Annotated in this window: 20 protein-coding genes; 2 read left to right on the plus strand and 18 right to left on the minus strand. The window is 36.2% G+C overall.

What is annotated here, in order from left to right:
* Positions 1–73 precede the first annotated feature (73 nt).
* The 16 genes from RTX21_RS06690 to RTX21_RS06765 form a co-directional block, all read right to left on the minus strand.
* A complete protein-coding gene (locus tag RTX21_RS06690) occupies positions 74–1393 on the minus strand; it encodes a sorbosone dehydrogenase family protein (RefSeq protein ID WP_312766229.1) in 1320 nt (439 codons plus the stop codon).
* Positions 1394–1495: 102 nt separating this feature from the next.
* Positions 1496–2914, minus strand: a complete 1419-nt coding sequence (locus RTX21_RS06695; protein ID WP_312766231.1) for a TonB-dependent receptor — start codon at positions 2912–2914, stop codon at positions 1496–1498.
* Positions 2911–3525, minus strand: a complete 615-nt coding sequence (locus RTX21_RS06700; RefSeq protein ID WP_312766233.1) for a TonB-dependent receptor plug domain-containing protein — start codon at positions 3523–3525, stop codon at positions 2911–2913. The genes RTX21_RS06695 and RTX21_RS06700 overlap by 4 nt, the downstream gene beginning before the upstream one ends.
* Before the next feature lie 839 nt (positions 3526–4364).
* On the minus strand, positions 4365–4952 hold the full coding sequence (locus tag RTX21_RS06705; protein ID WP_312766235.1) for a Crp/Fnr family transcriptional regulator: 588 nt from the start codon (positions 4950–4952) through the stop codon (positions 4365–4367).
* 241 nt (positions 4953–5193) lie between these two features.
* Positions 5194–5790, minus strand: a complete 597-nt coding sequence (locus RTX21_RS06710) for a Crp/Fnr family transcriptional regulator (protein ID WP_312766237.1) — start codon at positions 5788–5790, stop codon at positions 5194–5196.
* Between the two features lie 91 nt (positions 5791–5881).
* Positions 5882–6478 carry a Crp/Fnr family transcriptional regulator gene (locus RTX21_RS06715; protein WP_312766239.1) on the minus strand — a complete coding sequence of 199 codons (597 nt, stop codon included), beginning with the start codon at positions 6476–6478 and terminating at the stop codon, positions 5882–5884.
* 1276 nt (positions 6479–7754) lie between these two features.
* Complete coding sequence (locus RTX21_RS06720; RefSeq protein ID WP_312766241.1) at positions 7755–8165, minus strand: hypothetical protein; 411 nt, start codon at positions 8163–8165, stop codon at positions 7755–7757.
* A 142-nt stretch (positions 8166–8307) separates the two neighbouring features.
* Positions 8308–8919: a hypothetical protein gene (locus RTX21_RS06725; protein ID WP_312766244.1), complete on the minus strand. Its 612-nt coding sequence runs from the start codon at positions 8917–8919 to the stop codon at positions 8308–8310.
* A 291-nt stretch (positions 8920–9210) separates the two neighbouring features.
* Positions 9211–9498 carry a hypothetical protein gene (locus RTX21_RS06730; protein ID WP_312766246.1) on the minus strand — a complete coding sequence of 96 codons (288 nt, stop codon included), beginning with the start codon at positions 9496–9498 and terminating at the stop codon, positions 9211–9213.
* Positions 9499–10047: 549 nt separating this feature from the next.
* Complete coding sequence (locus RTX21_RS06735) at positions 10048–10488, minus strand: DUF6766 family protein (RefSeq protein WP_312766248.1); 441 nt, start codon at positions 10486–10488, stop codon at positions 10048–10050.
* Positions 10403–10708 (minus strand): DUF6766 family protein, encoded by a 306-nt coding sequence (locus tag RTX21_RS06740; protein WP_312766249.1) that lies wholly within the window; start codon positions 10706–10708, stop codon positions 10403–10405. The genes RTX21_RS06735 and RTX21_RS06740 overlap by 86 nt, the downstream gene beginning before the upstream one ends.
* A gap of 13 nt (positions 10709–10721) precedes the next feature.
* On the minus strand, positions 10722–12239 hold the full coding sequence (locus RTX21_RS06745; protein WP_312766251.1) for an FAD-dependent oxidoreductase: 1518 nt from the start codon (positions 12237–12239) through the stop codon (positions 10722–10724).
* 10 nt (positions 12240–12249) lie between these two features.
* Positions 12250–13734, minus strand: coding sequence for an alpha-amylase (locus RTX21_RS06750; RefSeq protein ID WP_312766253.1), 1485 nt, complete (start codon positions 13732–13734; stop codon positions 12250–12252).
* 18 nt (positions 13735–13752) lie between these two features.
* Positions 13753–14514, minus strand: coding sequence for an SDR family oxidoreductase (locus RTX21_RS06755; protein ID WP_312766255.1), 762 nt, complete (start codon positions 14512–14514; stop codon positions 13753–13755).
* A gap of 4 nt (positions 14515–14518) precedes the next feature.
* A complete protein-coding gene (locus tag RTX21_RS06760; protein WP_312766257.1) occupies positions 14519–15313 on the minus strand; it encodes an SDR family oxidoreductase in 795 nt (264 codons plus the stop codon).
* A gap of 11 nt (positions 15314–15324) precedes the next feature.
* Positions 15325–15831, minus strand: coding sequence for a nicotinamide-nucleotide amidohydrolase family protein (locus RTX21_RS06765; protein WP_312766259.1), 507 nt, complete (start codon positions 15829–15831; stop codon positions 15325–15327).
* A 756-nt stretch (positions 15832–16587) separates the two neighbouring features.
* On the opposite strand from RTX21_RS06765, the gene RTX21_RS06770 reads away from it, so the two are divergent.
* Positions 16588–17184 carry a Crp/Fnr family transcriptional regulator gene (locus tag RTX21_RS06770; RefSeq protein WP_312766261.1) on the plus strand — a complete coding sequence of 199 codons (597 nt, stop codon included), beginning with the start codon at positions 16588–16590 and terminating at the stop codon, positions 17182–17184.
* A gap of 203 nt (positions 17185–17387) precedes the next feature.
* On the opposite strand, the gene RTX21_RS06775 is transcribed toward RTX21_RS06770, so the two are convergent.
* Both RTX21_RS06775 and RTX21_RS06780 read right to left on the minus strand, forming a co-directional pair.
* Positions 17388–17996: a ferritin-like domain-containing protein gene (locus RTX21_RS06775; RefSeq protein ID WP_312766263.1), complete on the minus strand. Its 609-nt coding sequence runs from the start codon at positions 17994–17996 to the stop codon at positions 17388–17390.
* A gap of 75 nt (positions 17997–18071) precedes the next feature.
* On the minus strand, positions 18072–18989 hold the full coding sequence (locus RTX21_RS06780; protein ID WP_312766264.1) for a KGG domain-containing protein: 918 nt from the start codon (positions 18987–18989) through the stop codon (positions 18072–18074).
* 342 nt (positions 18990–19331) lie between these two features.
* Here RTX21_RS06780 and RTX21_RS06785 point away from each other — a divergent pair, with 342 nt between their 5' ends.
* Positions 19332–19844 carry a PA2169 family four-helix-bundle protein gene (locus RTX21_RS06785; protein ID WP_312766266.1) on the plus strand — a complete coding sequence of 171 codons (513 nt, stop codon included), beginning with the start codon at positions 19332–19334 and terminating at the stop codon, positions 19842–19844.
* The last annotated feature ends 40 nt before the right edge of the window (positions 19845–19884 follow it).

Raw genomic sequence — 19884 nt, forward strand, 5'->3', positions numbered from 1 at the left:
GTACCTAGTAAAGCATCCGTTTTGATGGAAATGAATAAATAAAAAAGCAACTCTCAAGAGTTGCTTTTATTTATTACTTATCGTAAGCTACACGCCAGACAACACCGCTCACATCATCCGCTACAAGCAAAGAACCATCTGCAATTTGAAGTATTCCCACCGGTCGTCCATAGACATCACCCTTAGCTTCATCTGCAATAAATCCTGTTAAAAATGGTTGGTAAGAACCGGATGCTTTACCATTTTTGAAAGGCACATAAGCCACTTGATAACCTACTAATGAAGAGCGATTCCACGAACCATGTTGCCCAATGAACGCTCCGTTTTTATAGAATCCCGGAAATTGACCTCCTGTATAAAATGCTAGTCCCAAAGAAGCTGTATGACTTCCCAATGGAACATCCGGAACAATTGTCTTGGCAACCAGCTCTGGTTTTTCGCCTTTTCTTCTTGGATCTTCGTTCTTTCCAAAATATGCATAAGGCCAGCCATAGAATGCATTACGCTTCACACTCGTCAGATAATCTGGAACCAGTTCATCTCCAAGTTCATCGCGTTCATTCACTACCGTCCACAATTGTCCGGTTATAGGATTCCAGCTCATACCTACCGGATTTCTTAAGCCTGTTGCAAAGATCTTCTCTCCACTTCCATCCAGATCAACTTCCAGAATATTGGCTCTTCGCACTTCGTTTTCCATTCCATTTTCTCCAACATTACTGCCAGAACCCACCGAAATATAAATCTTTGATTGATCTTTATTGCTGATAAGATTTCTTGTCCAGTGATTATTATAACCTCCTGCAGGAAGATCAACGATCTTTTTTCCAGGTTTTGTGATTTTGGTATCTCCCAATTTATATGGAAACACCCAAAGACCGTCAGTATTTGCAACATAAAACTGATCTTTGATGATCAGCATTCCGTAAGGCTGATTAAGATCGTCTAAAAAAACAGATGATGACTCCGGAATTCCATCTTTATTCGCATCACGGTAGAGAATGATTCTATTAGCAGAGTCACCTCCTACTTCGGCTTTACTTTTACCGCTGATATCATTCTTGATCTTATCGGCAACTGAACGCTCCGAATTGGATAAGACCACAAATACATCACCGTTCTCTGCCTGGATCATATTTCGAGGACTTTTAATTCCATCAGCAAATCTGGTGACAGTGAAACCTTCCGGCGCAATCGGAGTTTTATCTTTTGGCCATCCAATCACATTACTGAATTTATTCTTAGCACCTTTTTCATCAGGCGGCGGCAGTTTTAAAGTATCAGTTTGGGTGACAGCACTATCACTCCGGCCAGAACCATCGGTTTCTTTTTTATTTTCCTTACAGCTAAAAAAAAGCAGAGCTGCGACTAATGGTAAAAGGTAATTTTTCATAAGTTTTATTTTATAATGATTTGACGTAGGTTTAAATTTTGCAAAAACCATTCCCCTAAAAATAGATTGGTATTACAAATGCTTATAAGCGTGGATCAAAATTTAAAAATTCATCTGCACACCCAAGATAAAATTCCTTTTGGCTGAAGGATTATAATATCGTCCTCCAAATGCATTGATATCAAATCCCAAAACATAATCTGTGTTGTAAAGATTCTGTATCTGTAAGAAAAAATTATAGGTAGACCGATCTACTTTTAAAGGAACTCTGAACTGAATATTTCCAACCAACGTTGATTCTGACCAGACATTGCTGGCATCATTAAGTGGCATTTTGGAAGTGTAGAAATGGGAATAATCTATTTTTAAGGTTCTAAAAAACGTAAAATCAAATAGTGTATTGATGGTTGTCTGCGGAACACCCGTCAAATCATTTCCAGAATAATCGATGTTGTTCTGGTGATAATTTTCAAATTTGAAATCATAGAAACTTCCTGACAACCGGAACTTAAATTGATCAAACCAATTGTTTTCTAAATCGAAAGGCTTAGTTTCTATAAGTAATTCCAGACCTTTTTGAACAGTTTCTCCGGCATTCACAAAGTACTCTTGCCCAGCATCGTTTTGTCGTCGTACTATCGCATCTTTCATCCGAAAATCAAAATAGGATGCTTCAACAAACAAGATGTTACGCCATTGTTTTCTAATGCCTAATTCTTTATTCCAGCCATTTTCGGGACTCAAAGAATTATTAAATTCCTGATTGGAAGCACGGATCTCTTCATTGGTAGGAGCAGAGTTTCCTTTACCTAATTTAGCACGAACAGAAAATCCATCTCCTAATAAATAATTGATACCAAAATTAGGAAGCCATTGGTTTTTAAAACTGGCCGATCCATTTTCATCTATTGGATAATATCTGGAATAATCAAACGAATTTGAATTAAGACTTACAGAAATATCTGTAAATAGCTTTTCTGCAATATTTAAGCTTTGGGATAAAAAATAGAATCCGGACTTATTTTTAATCTTATCAAAGTTTTGAGGATCACCTTTATTTCCGGCATTATTACCATAATTTCGGATATTAATGTCATTAACACCTCCTTCAAAACCTAAACGATAAGACAATGATATCTTATTCCATATTTTCGAATAATTAAAATGAGTCCTGAGAGCGAAATTACTTTCATAGCGATTTTCATAATTAGTAATGAATGGATTCTCAAAATCCACATAAGAACCCTGAACCATTATGAAATGAGAGAAGTTAGAATTGAATTCAAATTCATTCGACAATCCTGCCAATATTATTTTATTACGAATCCCCGCATCCTGTTCTGAAGCTCCGGGTGTTGTTGCTGTAGCCGGTCTTGCCTGTTTACGATTTTGATTCATTTGCTCCAATGTCAATCCGCCTGGTGTCTGGTAATCCAGATCGGAATGCATCAGCATTACCTTAAACAAACCTTTTTCTGAATATTGGAAATTGTCTTTGATAAAAAACTGTCGGCGTTTCATTCGTGACTGTTCACGATAGGAATCAGTCTGATAATAGTTTTGAAAGACTTGAAAGAAATGCTTTCCAAAAGTTTTTGAATAATCAAGACTTTCATTAAATTTCCGTAACTTCCTATGGAAAGATTGGTTTTTATCTCATCTTGACCTTTCGTTTTTAAGATGATCGTCCCTCCCGTTACAGATCCATAATCGCCGCTTTCCGGTCCTCTGAATAATTCTATCCTATCAATCAGCTGTGGTGAAATCACATTAAAGTAAGTATTTCCTGATGCATCGGATAATATAAAGTCATCAAAATAAACTTTGACATTCCTCACTCCGAATGGTGACCGCAAAGTGCTTCCTCTGAGCGATAATCTGTAACTTCCCGGTGATCGCTCTTCCATTCTCGCCCCTGCTATTTGATTTACGGATTCCAATAATCTTTCCGGTACACTCTGCTGAAGTAAATCTTTGGATATGATCCCTACCGATTTTGTAGAGGAGATAAAATCACCTGGTTTCTTGTAAGCATCAATATGGACCTCGGAGATCAATTGTGTGGAATCTTTTTGTTGAGACCCAACAATTTGAAAAGAAAAAATAGTTACAAATAGATAAAATTTTGTCATATGCTTTTGTAGAAGCAAAAACTGTACATTTTAATTTAGAAAAGACCTTGTATGTAAATAAACTATTTATCTACTTTTACATTTACATCTTTTAATATTTTTTTTAAAGTTGGATCTGGATATTCCTCAATTCGAAAAAGAAGATAAAAATGAGGAATTTTGTCCTCTTCCTGATCTATAAGATTTTCGCTTTAGCACCTCTGTGAATGGCTTTAAATAGGACATTTGTAAAAAAGTTGTAAAATCCTAATTTAAATTTCCTCTTGATATAAATCTTTCAAAAACATTTCATATTGGTTAAATATTGATATGAAATGTTTTTTTGCTTTTTCATTATTCACATAATTACCGAATTGCTCTTTAAGAAAATCCCGGTTTTCAAGATTATTTATATACTTATCGAATAAAAAAACTCAGAAACAATTTCGGATATTTTATTGTCTTCGATTTGGACTAAAGAAATCATCTTTGATTAAAAATAATCTGTTTTAATTCAAGTATTAGACTTCAAATTGTAATATGTCAATAAATATTATGACATGAAAAAGTCAGACAACCTTTCAAAAATTATCAAATGATGAACTATTAAAAACGCTAAAAAAAGCAAAAACTCAGTTAATTGGCTTTATGGTATTTTTGTGCTCTTGGTCATTGGCTGCAATTAGTTCACGATAACCATAGGATTTGGTATCCATACCATGATTCCTGTCGCCTTCTTTCCAATTATCATTGCCAATATTTTCAGTTATGGAAAAATCAAGCAGGAAGCCAAAATAAGAAGATTACTATAACGATAAAACAAACCACTCAAATAATATAAAGAAAATACTTTCTTGATATCAATAGAACACTTTATGGTTTATGATTTTTAGGAGTCCATCTCTTTCCATTTGTTTTATACTGCGGATCGTCGTTTCCACCCGCAAACCTATTAAATCTGCGAGCTGTTGCCTCGTTAAAGGGATCTGATAGGAAAAATCCTTGACGTTATTTTGTCCGGCTTTAAGAAAATCCATCAATGCCTCTAACTTGTCAATTGGATCCCTCATAAGGTAAATACTACCCATGATAAACTTGAAGTAAGTAATTTCTGACATCTGTTTGGCTAAGGATAATCCAATTTCTGATCTTGATAAACTACAAAAAGTTTTTTTTGAAAGACGTAATACAGTAGTATCAGTTAGTCCCTGCGCACTGACAGGATAGGGTCTTTCTGTGAGCAAAGCAAAATCGCAGATAGCATTATCATTAAAAATAATGGCTTGTGTAAGTTCTCTACTTTTGGAATCTCTATTAAAAAGCTTTACCGAGCCAGAATCGATCTGATAGTAAAACTCAGGAATATCTCCTTCATTGAAAATAATATCTCCTGAATTAAAATTGATAATATCTGCACCATTGGATTTTAAAACATTTATATCAATCATCTTATCTGATTTTAAATGCTGAGTTCTATTTCAGCAAATTAATAATAAGTCTTTATTTAGCTTAGATAAATATTTATCAAAGATGTTAAGAATATCTGTTCGATATATGATTTATTATTTAAGATCCTGATATCAGACCATTAACACAATAGCTGGAAAAGTTACTTTTCAAATTCAGCCATTATAATGGAAGTAAATTATAATATTCTCTCCTCAGATCATAAAAACGGATAGGATAATTTCAATAAATAATTTTGCTGTTATTGAGTTTTAAAAGATTTTCTTTTTCCATATTTTTCACAGTTCTGATTATGGTTTCCACGGTCATACCGGTTAAAGAGGCCAATTGCTGTCTGGTATAAGGAATAATGAAACTTGAATTATGATCTTGGCCATAAAACTTCTTTATATAATTTAATAAAATGATCAGCCTTTCTCTGGAACTAGTTTCCCCCAATGAAGGAAGCATAATATTTTTAAAATGAACCCTTTCTGAAATGTAAATGGAAACATTCATCAGAAGATGTGGCGTTTTTCTTGTCAGATCTAAAAAAGCAGCCTTATTCATTCTAATGATCCTACAGTTAGATATGGCGGTTGCGTTAAATGGATATTTTTTATCATTAAACAAATAAGATTCACCAATGGAATGTCCGTCATATGGCAATCCAAAAAAAAACTCTTTTCCCTTCAGATTAAAAGTATTTATTTTAACCGTACCTGAAATGATCTGCCAATAAAATTTCGCTCTTGTATCTTTCTCAAAAATAATCTCACCTTGTTTAAATTCTATAATTTGCCCTCCATTGCGAAGTAGTACACTTTCTTCAATAATCATTTATTTAATTGCATTCCGAAAGGTATTATTTAAGCCAATTATGGAAGTATGATTTGACTCATAAGGACTTTAAGACAGCTGAATATCAAGGTTAATAGAATATTTTCCCATCAAAGATTTTAATAATATTCTCTCTCTCCATATTTTTAATGGTACGTATTGCCGTTTCTACACAAAGACCTGTAAGGCTTGCCATCTGTTGACGGGTAAGAGGGATCTTGAAAGAAAATGGATGGAGATCTTTTTGGAGACTTTTTAGATAATCCATCAAAATAGTAAGTTTTGTGGCAGGGCTTTGAGACGAAATGACCTGTCCCATTACAAATTTAAAATACATGGCATTGGAAAGATCGCCAGTCATTGCTGCATAAATCTCCGGGTTATTCTCCAAAAGATCCAAAAATCTGTTTTTATCGATCTTCATAATTATACAGGAAGTCAAAGCAATCGCATTTACAGGATAAGTTTTATCCATAAAGAGCATAAAGGTACTTATACTTTGACCAGCTTCAATTATTTCTTGTATGATCTCTTTTCCATCTTCACCATAGTTGCTCAATTTTACTTCACCCTCAATGATCTGAAAATAATATAGCGGCTTGGATCTTTCAGCAAAAATCATATCCTTTGCAGTATAATATTCACTTTCTGCATCTCCTGTTTTGTTAATGATTTTATTTATATCCATTATGAATTCTTAATAGTTAATTGAAATACCTAATTTTTAGATATTTTTTAAAATGGTATAGTTTTTAAGAAAATAAAAAAGAAACTGATTTGATATTCAAAATACTGATAATCAAATAAATATTTATTTTTTACATCAAAAATTTTACCATAGTACTTTTTGCAGAATTATGAATGGATCTAGATCTATAAAACTACAGGCATGATAATTTGTTTAAAATTCAAGTATTGATCACTTTGCCAAAATGTTCCAAAATGTGTTTCGTAAAAACTATCCGGGCATCTAAAGGTTTAACAGTACTGTCAATTTCAAAATATTCTGATAAGACGATTTCGCGTTGAAAACAAAAAACATGGTCTACAAAGATCTTATAACAAGACCCTCTTTTTGGAGTATCAAATCCAGCAGCGGAAATAGACCAGTCACTTTTTAGAACATCTTCCAAGAGTTCCTTACAATTCCTTGTCGCCTTATCGTTATATTTGAGATCAAGGAAACCAGTTATATCATCAAGGTTTATAATTGTTATTCCTCCCTTGTAAAATAGAGAGGAATTATCCATATGCGCAAAAGCCAGCTGTAAAAATACTGATGTGACTTCCTCTGCGACCGAAATAGTATTACCATCGATAAGATAAGTTTCTGACCAATAGCATTTAAACGGCTTTGATTAAAAAAATCCGTCGCTTAAAATTATAATCACTGATATGGAGATCTAACGTCGACGTATAGAATCTTTTCGAGGCGTTATGCTGGAAGCGCCTGACCTAGATGCATCATCGTATTGCTGCAGAATCAGTTTCCACCTGAGATACTGAGTCTACCGGGACAGATGACCGCATCGTGTCTGAAGCCGTACTGTCTATAGACATAGACTCTGATTGATCTGTTTGAGAAGTCTTATTTTCATTGCAGGCTGACAGCAATACAATGCTTAGAGTTAACATTAAATTTTTCATAATACTTTTATTTTTTGTGATAATCCAAAGTTACACAGAATAGATACGTCTCATTATGATTTGAGTCACATCAGCCTAATTTAACAATTTAACTTATTGATTATTAATAACAATATCATTCCTACTACTTAAACGCTAAGCTCTGCATCGGAAATTGATAGTATGCTAAAAAACTAGAAAGCTTTACAAACAGATAATTTATAAGCACAGATCAAAGAGAATATTCAGCATTTTAGAATCATAATCTCCGTCGAAATAAAAAAGATGAAACCTTGCGGTGTCATCAAATTCATTTTTTTTTCTAAAATCATTAGTTATCAATAATTTTTATCATCAATTGTAAAAACCAGCTTCCCTTTAACAACAAACAAAGAAAAAAAAGCATTCTCCTTCGTATATCTAATACCGTAGCTTCTATTGAGATTGAGCGTTCTGGAATTGATCAGTGATAATAATTCCTCATAGGTCAAGTTGTTCTCTTTCACAATGCCGTCATCAAAAATTCCTTTTACAAAAGCCAATGACCTGTCCTTGCTCATCTTACTCAAATATTTATTCCATTGTGATCGTGCATGATCATGATTGTCATTGGTCTGGAAAACATAGATCTCTCCAATTTTACCATTATTGCTATTATGTTCTTCTATTCCAATATTATGACCATCCAGCTCATAGACCATTTGCAGGATCCCGGCATTCGATTGGCTGGCAGATGGTTCAACTTTCATGAAATCTTTAAAGGATTGGATATCCTTGTTATAATAATCAGCATAGCTCAACAGCTGTTCGTGGCTTTGACCAAAACAAAATGAACTAAAAAACAAGGAATATGAAATAATTTTAAACATGATCATTCATTAATTATATTTTCTAAAACTCAAGAAGGCCGTCCGCGAGACTTTTCCATTGAATCTTTGTCAGTCTTGCAAATCCTCCGAGGGAAACTAAAAAGTTTCTGATCTTTCCCAAAATTCCAGTTTTTGTGGTATTTGGAACTTCATTACGACCATATATCCCCACTTTTATATAATCCGGTCCTCGCGAAATAACAAACGTTGAAGAAGATCCAGCAGAATAAAAATGAGCTATCCTATCGCTTTCACTACCCGGTTCTTTTGATGGTCTGCAGATCATGATATGTCTTTCTATCTCATCATTGTAAGCTTGATCATCTATCATCACAATTTCCACCCAATCATATCCTTTAGCTCTCACATCCCCCGGTCCCGGGATATCTATTCTTATAAAATCGCCTTTTTTTGGTTTCCTTTCCACATATGATCCCGATGCATCATAAAGTTTAAATTCTGAGGATAAGCTCCCACAATAATCTTTCCAATGATTAATAGAAAAAAAACGATTTTTCAGAATATCAAATCTCCAAGATGCGAATTCTGGCATTATAAAATCCTTTCGACTTTCCGTATCATGAAAGGCTCCTTTGATCTGTTCTGGCACCTGAGGTATTTTCTTAGCTTTCATTGACATAGTTAATTCTTAAAGTTATTAATTCTTATCTTTTACCTATCCCCGCTTATGCAAATTGTTATTACAAATTGATATTGAACTTTTCATCATTTACTTGAACAGCATCAAAACTATGGTATTGATCATTAGAATTCTATGACTTGGATCATAGCTAATATCGTTGAAAAGAAGAGAGCAATCAATTGCTCTCCAATTTTAATTCTTTTCCTGTCAGTACAAAATGAAGATTCTGCAGCTGATGGATGTAATGACATCGAATATAATTTCCGAAATATAAAAATCCTTCTAAAATCTTATCTTTCGAAAGGTCAAAATCATACTTTCCAAAGTTGGGCTAGTCGTATCGTATCCTGGAATCTGAACGATAACTTTCCTCGAAACCAAATCTGGAAGCCACTCGCTGGTAAGGCGGATCGGTTTTAATTGTTGTGAGTGTATAGGAATCTTGGAATCACCTTGCCGGATCTGAACCAAAGAAAGATTTTTATCCTTCTCAAGATCAAGTCCAACCACAGGCACTACATCATTTTCATACTGAAGCAGATTGTAAAGTCTAAGTTCTTGCACTTCCATAACTTGTAAAATTGATCAATTAGTTTAATATTGTGTTCGAATCTATTGGTCGATTATTTTGCCTTGGAATTAAGATTAACGTCCGCAAGCAGTGTCAAAGACCCATCGCAGGTTTTCTCTTTTTCCAAAGTTTTAAGCAGATGTTTCACTGGTGCAGATTCTTTTTTTCGATAGCAGCTTTCAATTTTTCATTGGTTGCATTTTTCATCATTTTGGTAAGGCTTTGCTTTTTCTGCCCAACAGATATCTTTCAAGCTATCTTCGAAAAGGTCGCCCAGATCTTTAGCCGCTCTTAGTAGGTGTTTTTTGGTTGCAGTTGTACTTTTTGCGGCTGTTGCTCATCTTGTAGTGGCAGTAATTTTTTACTTTCAATTTTTAATCAATGTAAACAAAACAATTATTACAATTATTACACCAAAATAAATCAATAAAATTACAATATAAGTGAATTATAAATAATTTTAATTGGCAATTATTAAACATAATACATTAAAATTCATTTTAAAACAACTTCTAAAGAAAATCGAAAAAATTTGCTCATTAAACATGCTAAGGTGTTTCTTCGTGAGCCATATCGACAGGCTTGGATTCAGGTGAACCTTTTTCTCTCAACCATATCGAAAGGAGAACGATAGATGCTACAGCCAGAAATTCGCTTTGCCAGTTCTGGAAAGATTCAAACCAAAATCTGGATTCGAATAGATAATCATAGACACCAATTGTTGTTTTATTTTTTATCATCTGTTCCGAATTATAATCTTTGTAACTGCCAAAAAAGTGAAGTGCAAAACTGATCAGAAATAGAAGCCCGAAAGCCAAAGAAAGGGAATGCTTGTAGATCTTCAGCCAAATTCCGCCCTTTTTCACTGGCCAAGGCGCATCTGGATGCGGTTTCGGCTCTTCATCAACATCTTCTTTTCCGGTTAGAGATTTGGATTCGCTGGAACCTTTTTGCCTGAGTGAGACTGTCAGTAAAATATAAAGCATCATCTGCAAAAAATTCGCTTTCCCAATTCTCAAAGGTCGCCTGAATAAAATGTCCGCTCTGAATGTATTGTCCAAAATTCAATAAAGCTTGACCTTCTTCAGCAAGTTCTTTATTTTCAGTTTTCCAGCCTGTAAAAAATTGACCAACCCAGAAAATCAGCATTAACGCAATCAAAACAATGCTCAAGCTGTTTCGGTAAAAGAAATTATTCTTAGACATCATTTTCAAATTTTAATTATAAATCTTTTTCTCTAATCCTTGTAAGATCGGTCACAGAAGGCGCTGTGAGAACCTTTCCATTGACACTGAAACGAGAACCGTGACAAGGACAATCCCACGAGATCTCCGCACTATTCCATCGAACTTCACATTTGGCGTGTGGACAAGTACTTTTTAACAGATGAATACTTCCACCCTTTTCTTTGTAAACCGCATAGGATCCGCCTTCATATTTGACCACTTTTCCTTCGCCTTCATTGATCTCTGCCAGAGACGAAACTTTCTCAACAAACAACTTGTCTTTGATAAAATCTGTCGCCACGGTTACTGTTTCTTTTACAAATTCTGAAAAGCCCGCAATCGGCATAATACGGGAAGGACTGAATAAATTTCGATATTTTGTTTTCACCTCAAAGATTAGATCCGAAATAATTCTCGAGGACAATGTACCGAATATCATCCCATTTCCACGGAAACCTGTTGCGGTGTAAATCTTGGAAGCTCCAGGCATTTTCCCAATGTACGGCAAACCGTCCACAGGTTCGTAATACTGGCTGGACCAGCTGTATTTGACCAGATCGACATCAAAATTTTCACGCACATAATTTTCCAAATTGGTAAAACAAACACCTGTATCGTCGGAATGCCCGGTTTTGTGGTCTTCTCCGCCGGCAATCAATAAAGTCTCTCCATTGATTTCCTGAATTCTGTAATAATGGTACGGGTCCATCAAGTCATAACCCAATTCCTGCGGATAGTTTTGACTTTTCAGAGTGAAAGCCATTGCATAGCTTCGATAAGGCGCATTGGTAAAATGTAACATATTGACACCAGGTGGAATATGTGTCGCATAGACCAAATTTTTAGCTTTAACAATTCCTTTTGAAGTATTAATTATGATCCAATCTTTTTCTTCCGAATGACTTTTGCAGAAACAATTTTCGACAATTGTTCCACCGGAATCCAGAAAACTTTGGCAAAGCGCACTGATATATTTGATAGGATGAAACTGTGCCTGACCTGGAATGCCCACCGCTTTCACAAAAGGAATCGGGAACGAAATATTATTAATCAAATTCATCTCACAACCAACTTTCTCGGCACCTTTTAGAATATCATCCAACTGTTTTGACTGCTTCTCATCCAGGGCAAAAAGTTGCGCCGTTTTTTTCTCGAAATCACAATCTATATTATTGTCACGGATATTTTTTTCAATAATTGCAATAGCATCATTCACCGACTCGAAGAGAAGTTTAGCATCTTCCAAACCGTATTTGCTGATAGCCTGAGAATAAGTTGTATCGAGAAAATTGTTGATATGAGCAGTTGTTCCACCCGTTGTTCCAAATCCAATATTAGAAGCCTCGATAAGAATGCAGCTTTTTCCCGACCTTTGAAGTTCGTAAGCCGTAGAAACGCCTGTGATCCCGCCACCGACAATGGCGATATCATATTCGCCTTCGAAATTGACGCTTGCAGGAAAAGACCTGATCTCTTCCTGCCAAATACTTTTTCTAACGCCGTCTCTGTTCATAACTTTAATTTTAATTATTGATTTGAAGTTTCCGCCAAACACTTACCGACTCTGGATCGACCCAAAAAGTTCCTTTTCCACTGTCATCCAGCTCAACTATTTCTTTTCGGAATCCCAGAAAATCTGTAAACTTTGCGAAAGCATTTTCTTTTCCGAGATCCATTGCTTTGTAACCTTCCTCACTATTGGAAATGATGACCACACAAGCTTCGTGATCGTCATCCCTTTTTCTTATCCAAGCGATGCAATTGGGATGGTCAAAATAATTAACCTGCTCTCCGTAAGCCAATTCACGACGAGCCTGCATCAAACGTGGGAGAATCTCAACTTTTGGCATTACAATCTTTTCGTCTTCGCCATTTGCATTTTTATCAACATATTCCACCCCGAACAGATCCGGATAAAATACGCACGGATAAGCATTTTCTGACAACAGGATAATCGCATAGGCCAGTGGCCTGAACCAGTTTTCCACTGTGGACTCCAAAGCCTGAAGCTGTTGCGTATCGTGATTCCCAACAAATGAAACCGAGCATTCCGGATTGCAATCCAAAAAAGTTCCTTTCAGAATTTCACTCAGATTATAATTCTGTTTCTCCTGTGAAGCTTTGAATAAATTGAAATGCAAAGGCACGTCAAATAAGCAAATCTGATTGTCCATCTTTTTGGAAAAATCTTTGATCTTATCGACATTATCTTTCCAGAACTCGCCAACCATAAAGAAGTTTTCATCAATATCGGATTTGATATAATCGATCCATTCTTTCAGAAATTCGGTTGAGATGTGTTTCAAAGCATCCATTCTCAAACCGTCTACTTTGGTTGTATCGATATACCATTTGATCCAACGTTTCAGTTCTTCGACGACATAAGGATTTCGGAATTCGACATCAGCACCCATCAGATAATCATAATTTCCGAATTGATGACTGACGTTGTCATTCCAATCCGTTCCATATTCATTATAGATCTTGAAAATCCCCTGCTGTTCCTCGTCGCCAGTTTTAACTTTGTCAATACCGCTAAAACACTGGGCATCCCAAACGAAATCAGAATATTTCCCATTTCTTCCGGGGAAGATAAACTTTGTCATTGCTTCAGCTTCGAAAGCTTCCCTGACAATTTCATTTCTATTCTCCTCGTTGACCTGATGAACAGTGACAGACTCTTTTTCATCTGCGCCCATCCTGTGATTGAGGACGATATCTGCGTAAACTTCCATTCCGAATTCGTGGGCTTTTTCAATCGCTTTCAGATATTCTTGCTTAGTTCCGTATCTTGTGGGAATCGTCCCTTTCTGATCAAATTCACCAAGATCATAGAGGTCATAAACATCGTAACCTCGACCATCAGTACCTAGAGAACATTTTATGGCCGGCGGAAACCAAACTGCTGTAAATCCTAAACTTTTTAAATATTCTGCCTTATCAACAAATTCATTCCATAGTTTTCCGGGATGATACCAGTGGAAAAACTGCAAAATAGTTCCATTCATAGTTTAAAAATAAAGTAGTTAGCCATTTACGATCAATCCGCCGTTTGGATGAAGAACCTGACCCGTGATCTGAGCCGAAGCATCTGTTGCCAAAAACAGGAAACTTCCGGCAACTTCCTCGGGCGTTGCGTTTCTCTCGAAAGGCGGCTTGTTCGGGTCTTCTTCTTCCTCATCAAAGGTTTCTTTGGTGAGAGGTGTCGCAACCGGACCTGGCGCAACAGCATTTACACGAATTCCTTTTTTCTTGGACTGCAACGCCAAAGACCTTGTGAAGGATACGATCGCACCTTTGGTCGCAGAATAATCCAACAATTGCTTATGGCCCTGATACGCCGTTGCAGAAGTTGTATTGATGATAGAATCGCCTTGTTTCAGATGTGGAAATGCCGCTTTGGTCAGTAATATCATACCGATGATATTGGCATTGAAAGTTGTTCTGATATTTTCCTCTTCAAGGTCCAAAATATTATCTGCAGGAAACTGAACACCGGCATTGTTTATTAAAATATCCAGCTTTCCGAACTCGGAAATGGTTTTATTGACGGAAACTGTACAAAACTGAGCGTTGTTGACATCACCTGGAAAGATGAGTGCTTTTCTACCTAACCGTTCGATCTCTTCCTTTGTTTTTTCGGCATCCTTGTCATCGCTGTGGTAGATGATCGCGATATCTGCGCCTTCTCTTGCAAAAAGCAATGCAACCGCTTTTCCGATCCCACTATCCGCTCCCGAAATCAGGACCGATTTACCTTTTAGTTGTAAATATTTCTCTTCTGTCATAAGTTTATTTTTCGTTAACTGGTTTCTGCATTTCGGACATGCGATGTGCTGCCATACTGTCGGTCGTCATATTGGCCATGGCGACAGTAAGTTTATTATTAAGACCTGAAACAATTTTATCATCGCCATTCATAAGAGCCGTGTATCCATCTAAAGCAACATCATAAGGATCTGCAAGATCATCTTTATCCGATAAAATTTTACTGTCATTCATATTCGCCTTATTGAAAAAATCCGTGTCTGTAGGACCTGGTAACAGTGCTGTTACCGTGATCCCGGAATCTTTGAGTTCTTCGCGAATGGCTTCCGTCCAAGACTGGATAAAAGCTTTGGTCCCGTGATAGACCGAATGCCAAGGTCCCGGCGATTTGCTGGCTACAGACGACAGATTGAGAATTCTACCCGAACCCTTTTCCAATCGGTCTTTGATAAATAATTTGGTTAGAATGATCACTGCAACGATATTAAGGTTGATTATATCGATCTCTCGGTGTATATCAGTATCCTGAAACTTTCCATAGACACCTTGACCAGCATCGTTTACTAGAATCTCGGGACTAATGCCATTTAAAGTAAGTTCTGCGTACAGCGAATAAACATCGCCTGCCTGAAAAAGATTTTTAGCGATAGAGATCACCTCCACCCCATTCGAGCGAAATTCCTTTTCTTTGATGTTGAGCTCGTCATGATTTCTGGCAACAATGATCAGGTTATAGCCATCCTGTGCCAAGAGTTTTGCCAGCTCGTAACCAATACCGCTAGTTGCTCCTGTTACCAGTGCATATTTGTTATTTTCCATAAATTAATATTTTAAAAATCGATATGTTCAAAATTTCTTTTAACCTCGCAACTGAGACAGTTGAGAATATATTCCATAAAATACTTCTGAGCTTCCAAAGCCTTGGTCATCGGATGAAGCTCTATACGATCACTTCTGATAATAGTTCCTCTATATGCAATACAGTAAAAAGCAAAAACCTCATGATTCGATTCTTCTACGGGCGTCGCATACCCTGTAGTTGCCAATGACCATTCTGTATCGAACATCAAGGCGACATTCTTGGCCATATCTTCACTGATATGCCTCGATACACAATTAACTTCCTTGGCTTCGTTATGATCAATATTGAGATGTTTTACCTTTTGCTCAATGGTATAAGCTGTTATTCCACCCTTATAGATCTTTTCCGCATCGGACATCTGTGAAAGCGCTAACTGTAGGAATCCGGAAGTGACACTTTCTGCTGTCGAAATAGACTCATTTCCATTCTTTAGATAATAGCTGATCTCATCCAGTAGTATTTTTGAAAATTCCATGACTTTAATTTTTAAATGTATCGGATCAATAAACTATAGTTTCGGCAAGACAAATTTTTTGCCAGAAAATTGTCCTAATCACAAAGACTCAGATATTTTTCGAAATAATGAAGATCTTCGTCAGTGGAGATCAAGAGATAAAACATTACGCTGTCAGGTTCCCTTTTCCCAATGCTTTCCAAGCAATCAAACCTCGCAATAAATGAATGGATATCTTGCGGTTTTTTATCCTTCAATACAACAAAAAGAAGAAAAATACGATCCTCTATTTCTTTAGTATAAATGGTTGAACCCTGTTCAAATCTTTGGCTTGAGTTTCTGATCTTCAAAAATCTCTTTTCGAGCAAAACAGTAGTTATTTTATCAACATTCATAATTAATTATATTATCGGATCATCAATAAAGTTAATTGATCAAAATGCTAAAGATGATTAGAAGTTATTACCAACCCCTCAGTTGCGTAAAACTGAATTTTGGATGTCCATAATGGTATTTTTGATATTAATATTTAACCGCAGCTGTATGATCGGTGCTTCAGATTGCAGTTTGATAATGTGATATATCAAAACTAATTATTCTTTAATAACAGTGAATATGATTTGAATCATATTCATAATTAGGAATAATAATTGCTCACTATCAAATACATTTTCAGTACACTATCAACGATCTAGCTGAAAAGATCTATTTTGAGACAAATCAAGTTTGAACATTGGTCTCTGAGGATTATTTAAGTTTAATTTTAATATTATTACTATGATCATTCCTGAGGAACTTCTATTATCCTATAATGCTCATATCGAACATTATGATGCTGGCGACATTATTTTTCGGGAAGGTGACAATCCAAAATATTATTATCAGATCATCTCCGGAAGAATAAAACTCAATCATTACAATGAGGAAGGCAAGGAACTGATTCTTGCCATTTTACATCGCGGTCTCAGCGTCTGCGAACTTTTACTTTTCATTGACAAAACTTACCCCGTGAATGCCATTGTTTTTGAACCCAGCGAGGTCATTAAACTATCTAAAGCTAATTTTGAAAAACTCTTGGATGCGCATCCAAAGGTTTCAAGAGACCTGAATGTATTTTTATCAGAAAGACTTTACTATAAATTTATTATGCTGGAAAATAATGCCTCTCTGCATCCGGAGGTTAGAATAAAGGGTGTGTTTGATTATCATAAAAGTTTTTGCCCGGACCAAAACCTCTATTGTTTCGAGATTCCCCTGACAAGGCAGCAATTAGCTTCTTTAACTGGCCTGCGAGTAGAAACTGTAATCAGAACTATAAAAAAGCTCGAAAAACAAGGTGAAGTAAAAATTATCCAAGGAAAAATCTTTTATTAATAGAAAGAGGCGTCTCAAAAGGTAAATCATTCCAGCGTTTTGTCATTGGCTACGCCGAATCTTCGATTTACGAGGAACTAGGAATCTCTGATAATTAATCATTTGAGATTCTTCTCTTCATTTCAGAACTCCGTTCGCAGACCTTCCGTCTGTGTTCAGAATGATACTTTTGAGACAGCCTTTTCACAATTTAAACCTTATAACTAATCTTCCTGCTCCGCATTGATATTGATAGAAGATTCTGCAATATCTGTTAAAAGCTGATCGGTATCCTCTTCTTCCTGTAACGTTCTTTCCAGGAGATCAGCAGCTTTGTCATGTCCCATTGTAATTGCCAATTGAACAAGACCTCCGTAAGTTGCGATCTCATAGTGTTCTACTTTCTGCGCAGCGATAATCAATCCTACATCCCGGGTCATAGACCCTTCTTCTGTAGATTTGATAATCTCCTCACCTTCTTTGATAATACCTACAATAGCCTTACATTCCTTTTTCTCCGGTTGTTCACCAATCAGTTTGAATACTTTTTCCAAACGGCTGACGTGTTTTTTGGTTTGAAGTTGATGATCTTCAAAAGCATCTTTCAGTTCTTCCGTTGTAGCAGCTGCTTCCATTTTTTCCAAAGCATCCACGATGGCGTTTTCTGCATAATAGATATCTTTTAAAGCGTCTATAAAAAGCTTGTGCAAAGGCGAGTTTGTCATACTTTGATCTTTCTCTTTAGTCTGAGATTTTGAGGTTGTTTGAGTTAAATTTTCTACAATATCTTTTTTAACTGTAGAGCCTGTATTATTTTCTGTTTTGGTAGCCATAACAATTGATTTTAAATGAGTTTAAAAATGATTACCTCCCTAGAGAGGTAATCAAGCATATAATGAAGTGAAGGATTAAGAGTTGTTTCTTCTTCCTCCAAAACCAGATCTGCCAGATCCGGATGATCTTCCTGAGCCAGAAGACCGTCCACCGCCGTGAGATGCTTCGCCGCCCATTCTTGCGATTCTTGTACGTTCTGCCTTGCTCATAGAAGCAAATCCTCTTTTAGAAGTTCCGCTTCCTGAATTACTTCCCGATCTACCGGAGTTAGAACTATTTCCTGAACCTGAACTTCTCCCTCTGCCAGAACTTGAACCTCCTGATCTGCTTCGAGAATTTGCGTTTCCGCCTCTACCTGAAGTAGAATTTCCAGAACCCGAGTTACCTCCTGATCGTCCAGAATTAGATCGGTTTCCAGAATTTGAATTTCCTCCACGTCCAGAATTACTTCCCGAACCAGACGACCTTCCACCACCGTGGGACGCTTCACCGCCCATTCTTGCGATCCTTGTACGTTCTGATTGACTCATAGATGCAAATCCTCTCCTGGATGTTCCGCTACCAGAGCTATTTCCGCCCCGTGAACCAGACCGTGAGCCGCCTCTTGAACCTTGTGATCCTCCAGAACGTCCACTACCTGATGTGAATCTTCCTTGGCTGTCACGCTGCTGATCACCTCTTCCGCCTCGTGACCCGCCACGATCATCTCCATCATCGTCATCGTAATCTTCCTCGTCATCATCATAGTCTTCTTCGTCGTCATATTCCTCATCGTCATAATCTTCTTCATCGTCGTCGTCATAATTTGATATTTCGTAATCATCATATTCGTCCTCATAATCTGAGAAGTCATCATCGTAATCCTCATCTTCCGAGGCATCGTTGAAACCATGGTCGTAACCTAGTTGATAAATTTCTTCGAAAACAGATTTTGTATCGTTTGAAGAATTGGACGAATTGTTTGAACGGCTGTTTGAATTTCTAGTGTTCATAACTTTGAATTTTTTATATTAATATTTAGTGATAAATTACTGATCCGTGACTAGTATTTTGAACAGCAACTTTGTTTGTGAAAAGTGGTAATCCAAAGCTAAATACAATGACATTGGTCAGCATATGATTTGAGTCATAGGAGCTATCTACTTTTGAGTTCTGGATTAATTCAGCATTAAAAATTAATTCACAAACCAACAATAATTTACTATTAATCAAATACTTAAAAAAGTAAATCAATTACATTTAGATGACAATTACTGATCAAACATTTAACATAATAAATTTCATTTTTAACATTCTATTAAAAAAAATCAAATACATTTTTCATTAAAAATATTATGTTAATCAAAGGCATTATTCTTGTAAGTTTCACGTCATACCAAATCAATATTAAAATGGAAAATCAAAAGACAATTGAAGTACTGAATGACCTTCTCCATATTAGCAATGACAGGCTGGAAGGTTTTGAAAAAGTAGAAGGTAAGATCTGGGAAATGAATCATGATCTGCAGGATGATTACGAACATATGACCTCCCAGACCAAAGTTTTTAAAAATGAGCTGATCAATCTGATCATCGAACGAGGTGGAAAACCGGATGATTCTGCATCTGTCGCCGGAACTATCCACAGGGCTTGGATCGATATTAAAAATTCTGTTCTGCTTAGCAGTCTGGAAGCTTCTACCCTGGAAAATGTTTTATTCGGTGAAAACGCTGCCATACAGGCTTACCAGGAAGCGCTTGATAGTGGAGAATTAGATGAAGCAAGTAAAGAAATAGTGTCTGAACAATTGAAAAAAATCAAAGATTCTTCCCACGAATTCAAAGGGAAACTGGAACTTAGAAAATAAAGACCGATTACATTCAATAAAAAACAGGAGACCTAAAAAG

It is taken from the genome of Epilithonimonas sp. (genome assembly GCF_032054305.1).
Lineage (GTDB): Bacteria > Bacteroidota > Bacteroidia > Flavobacteriales > Weeksellaceae > Epilithonimonas.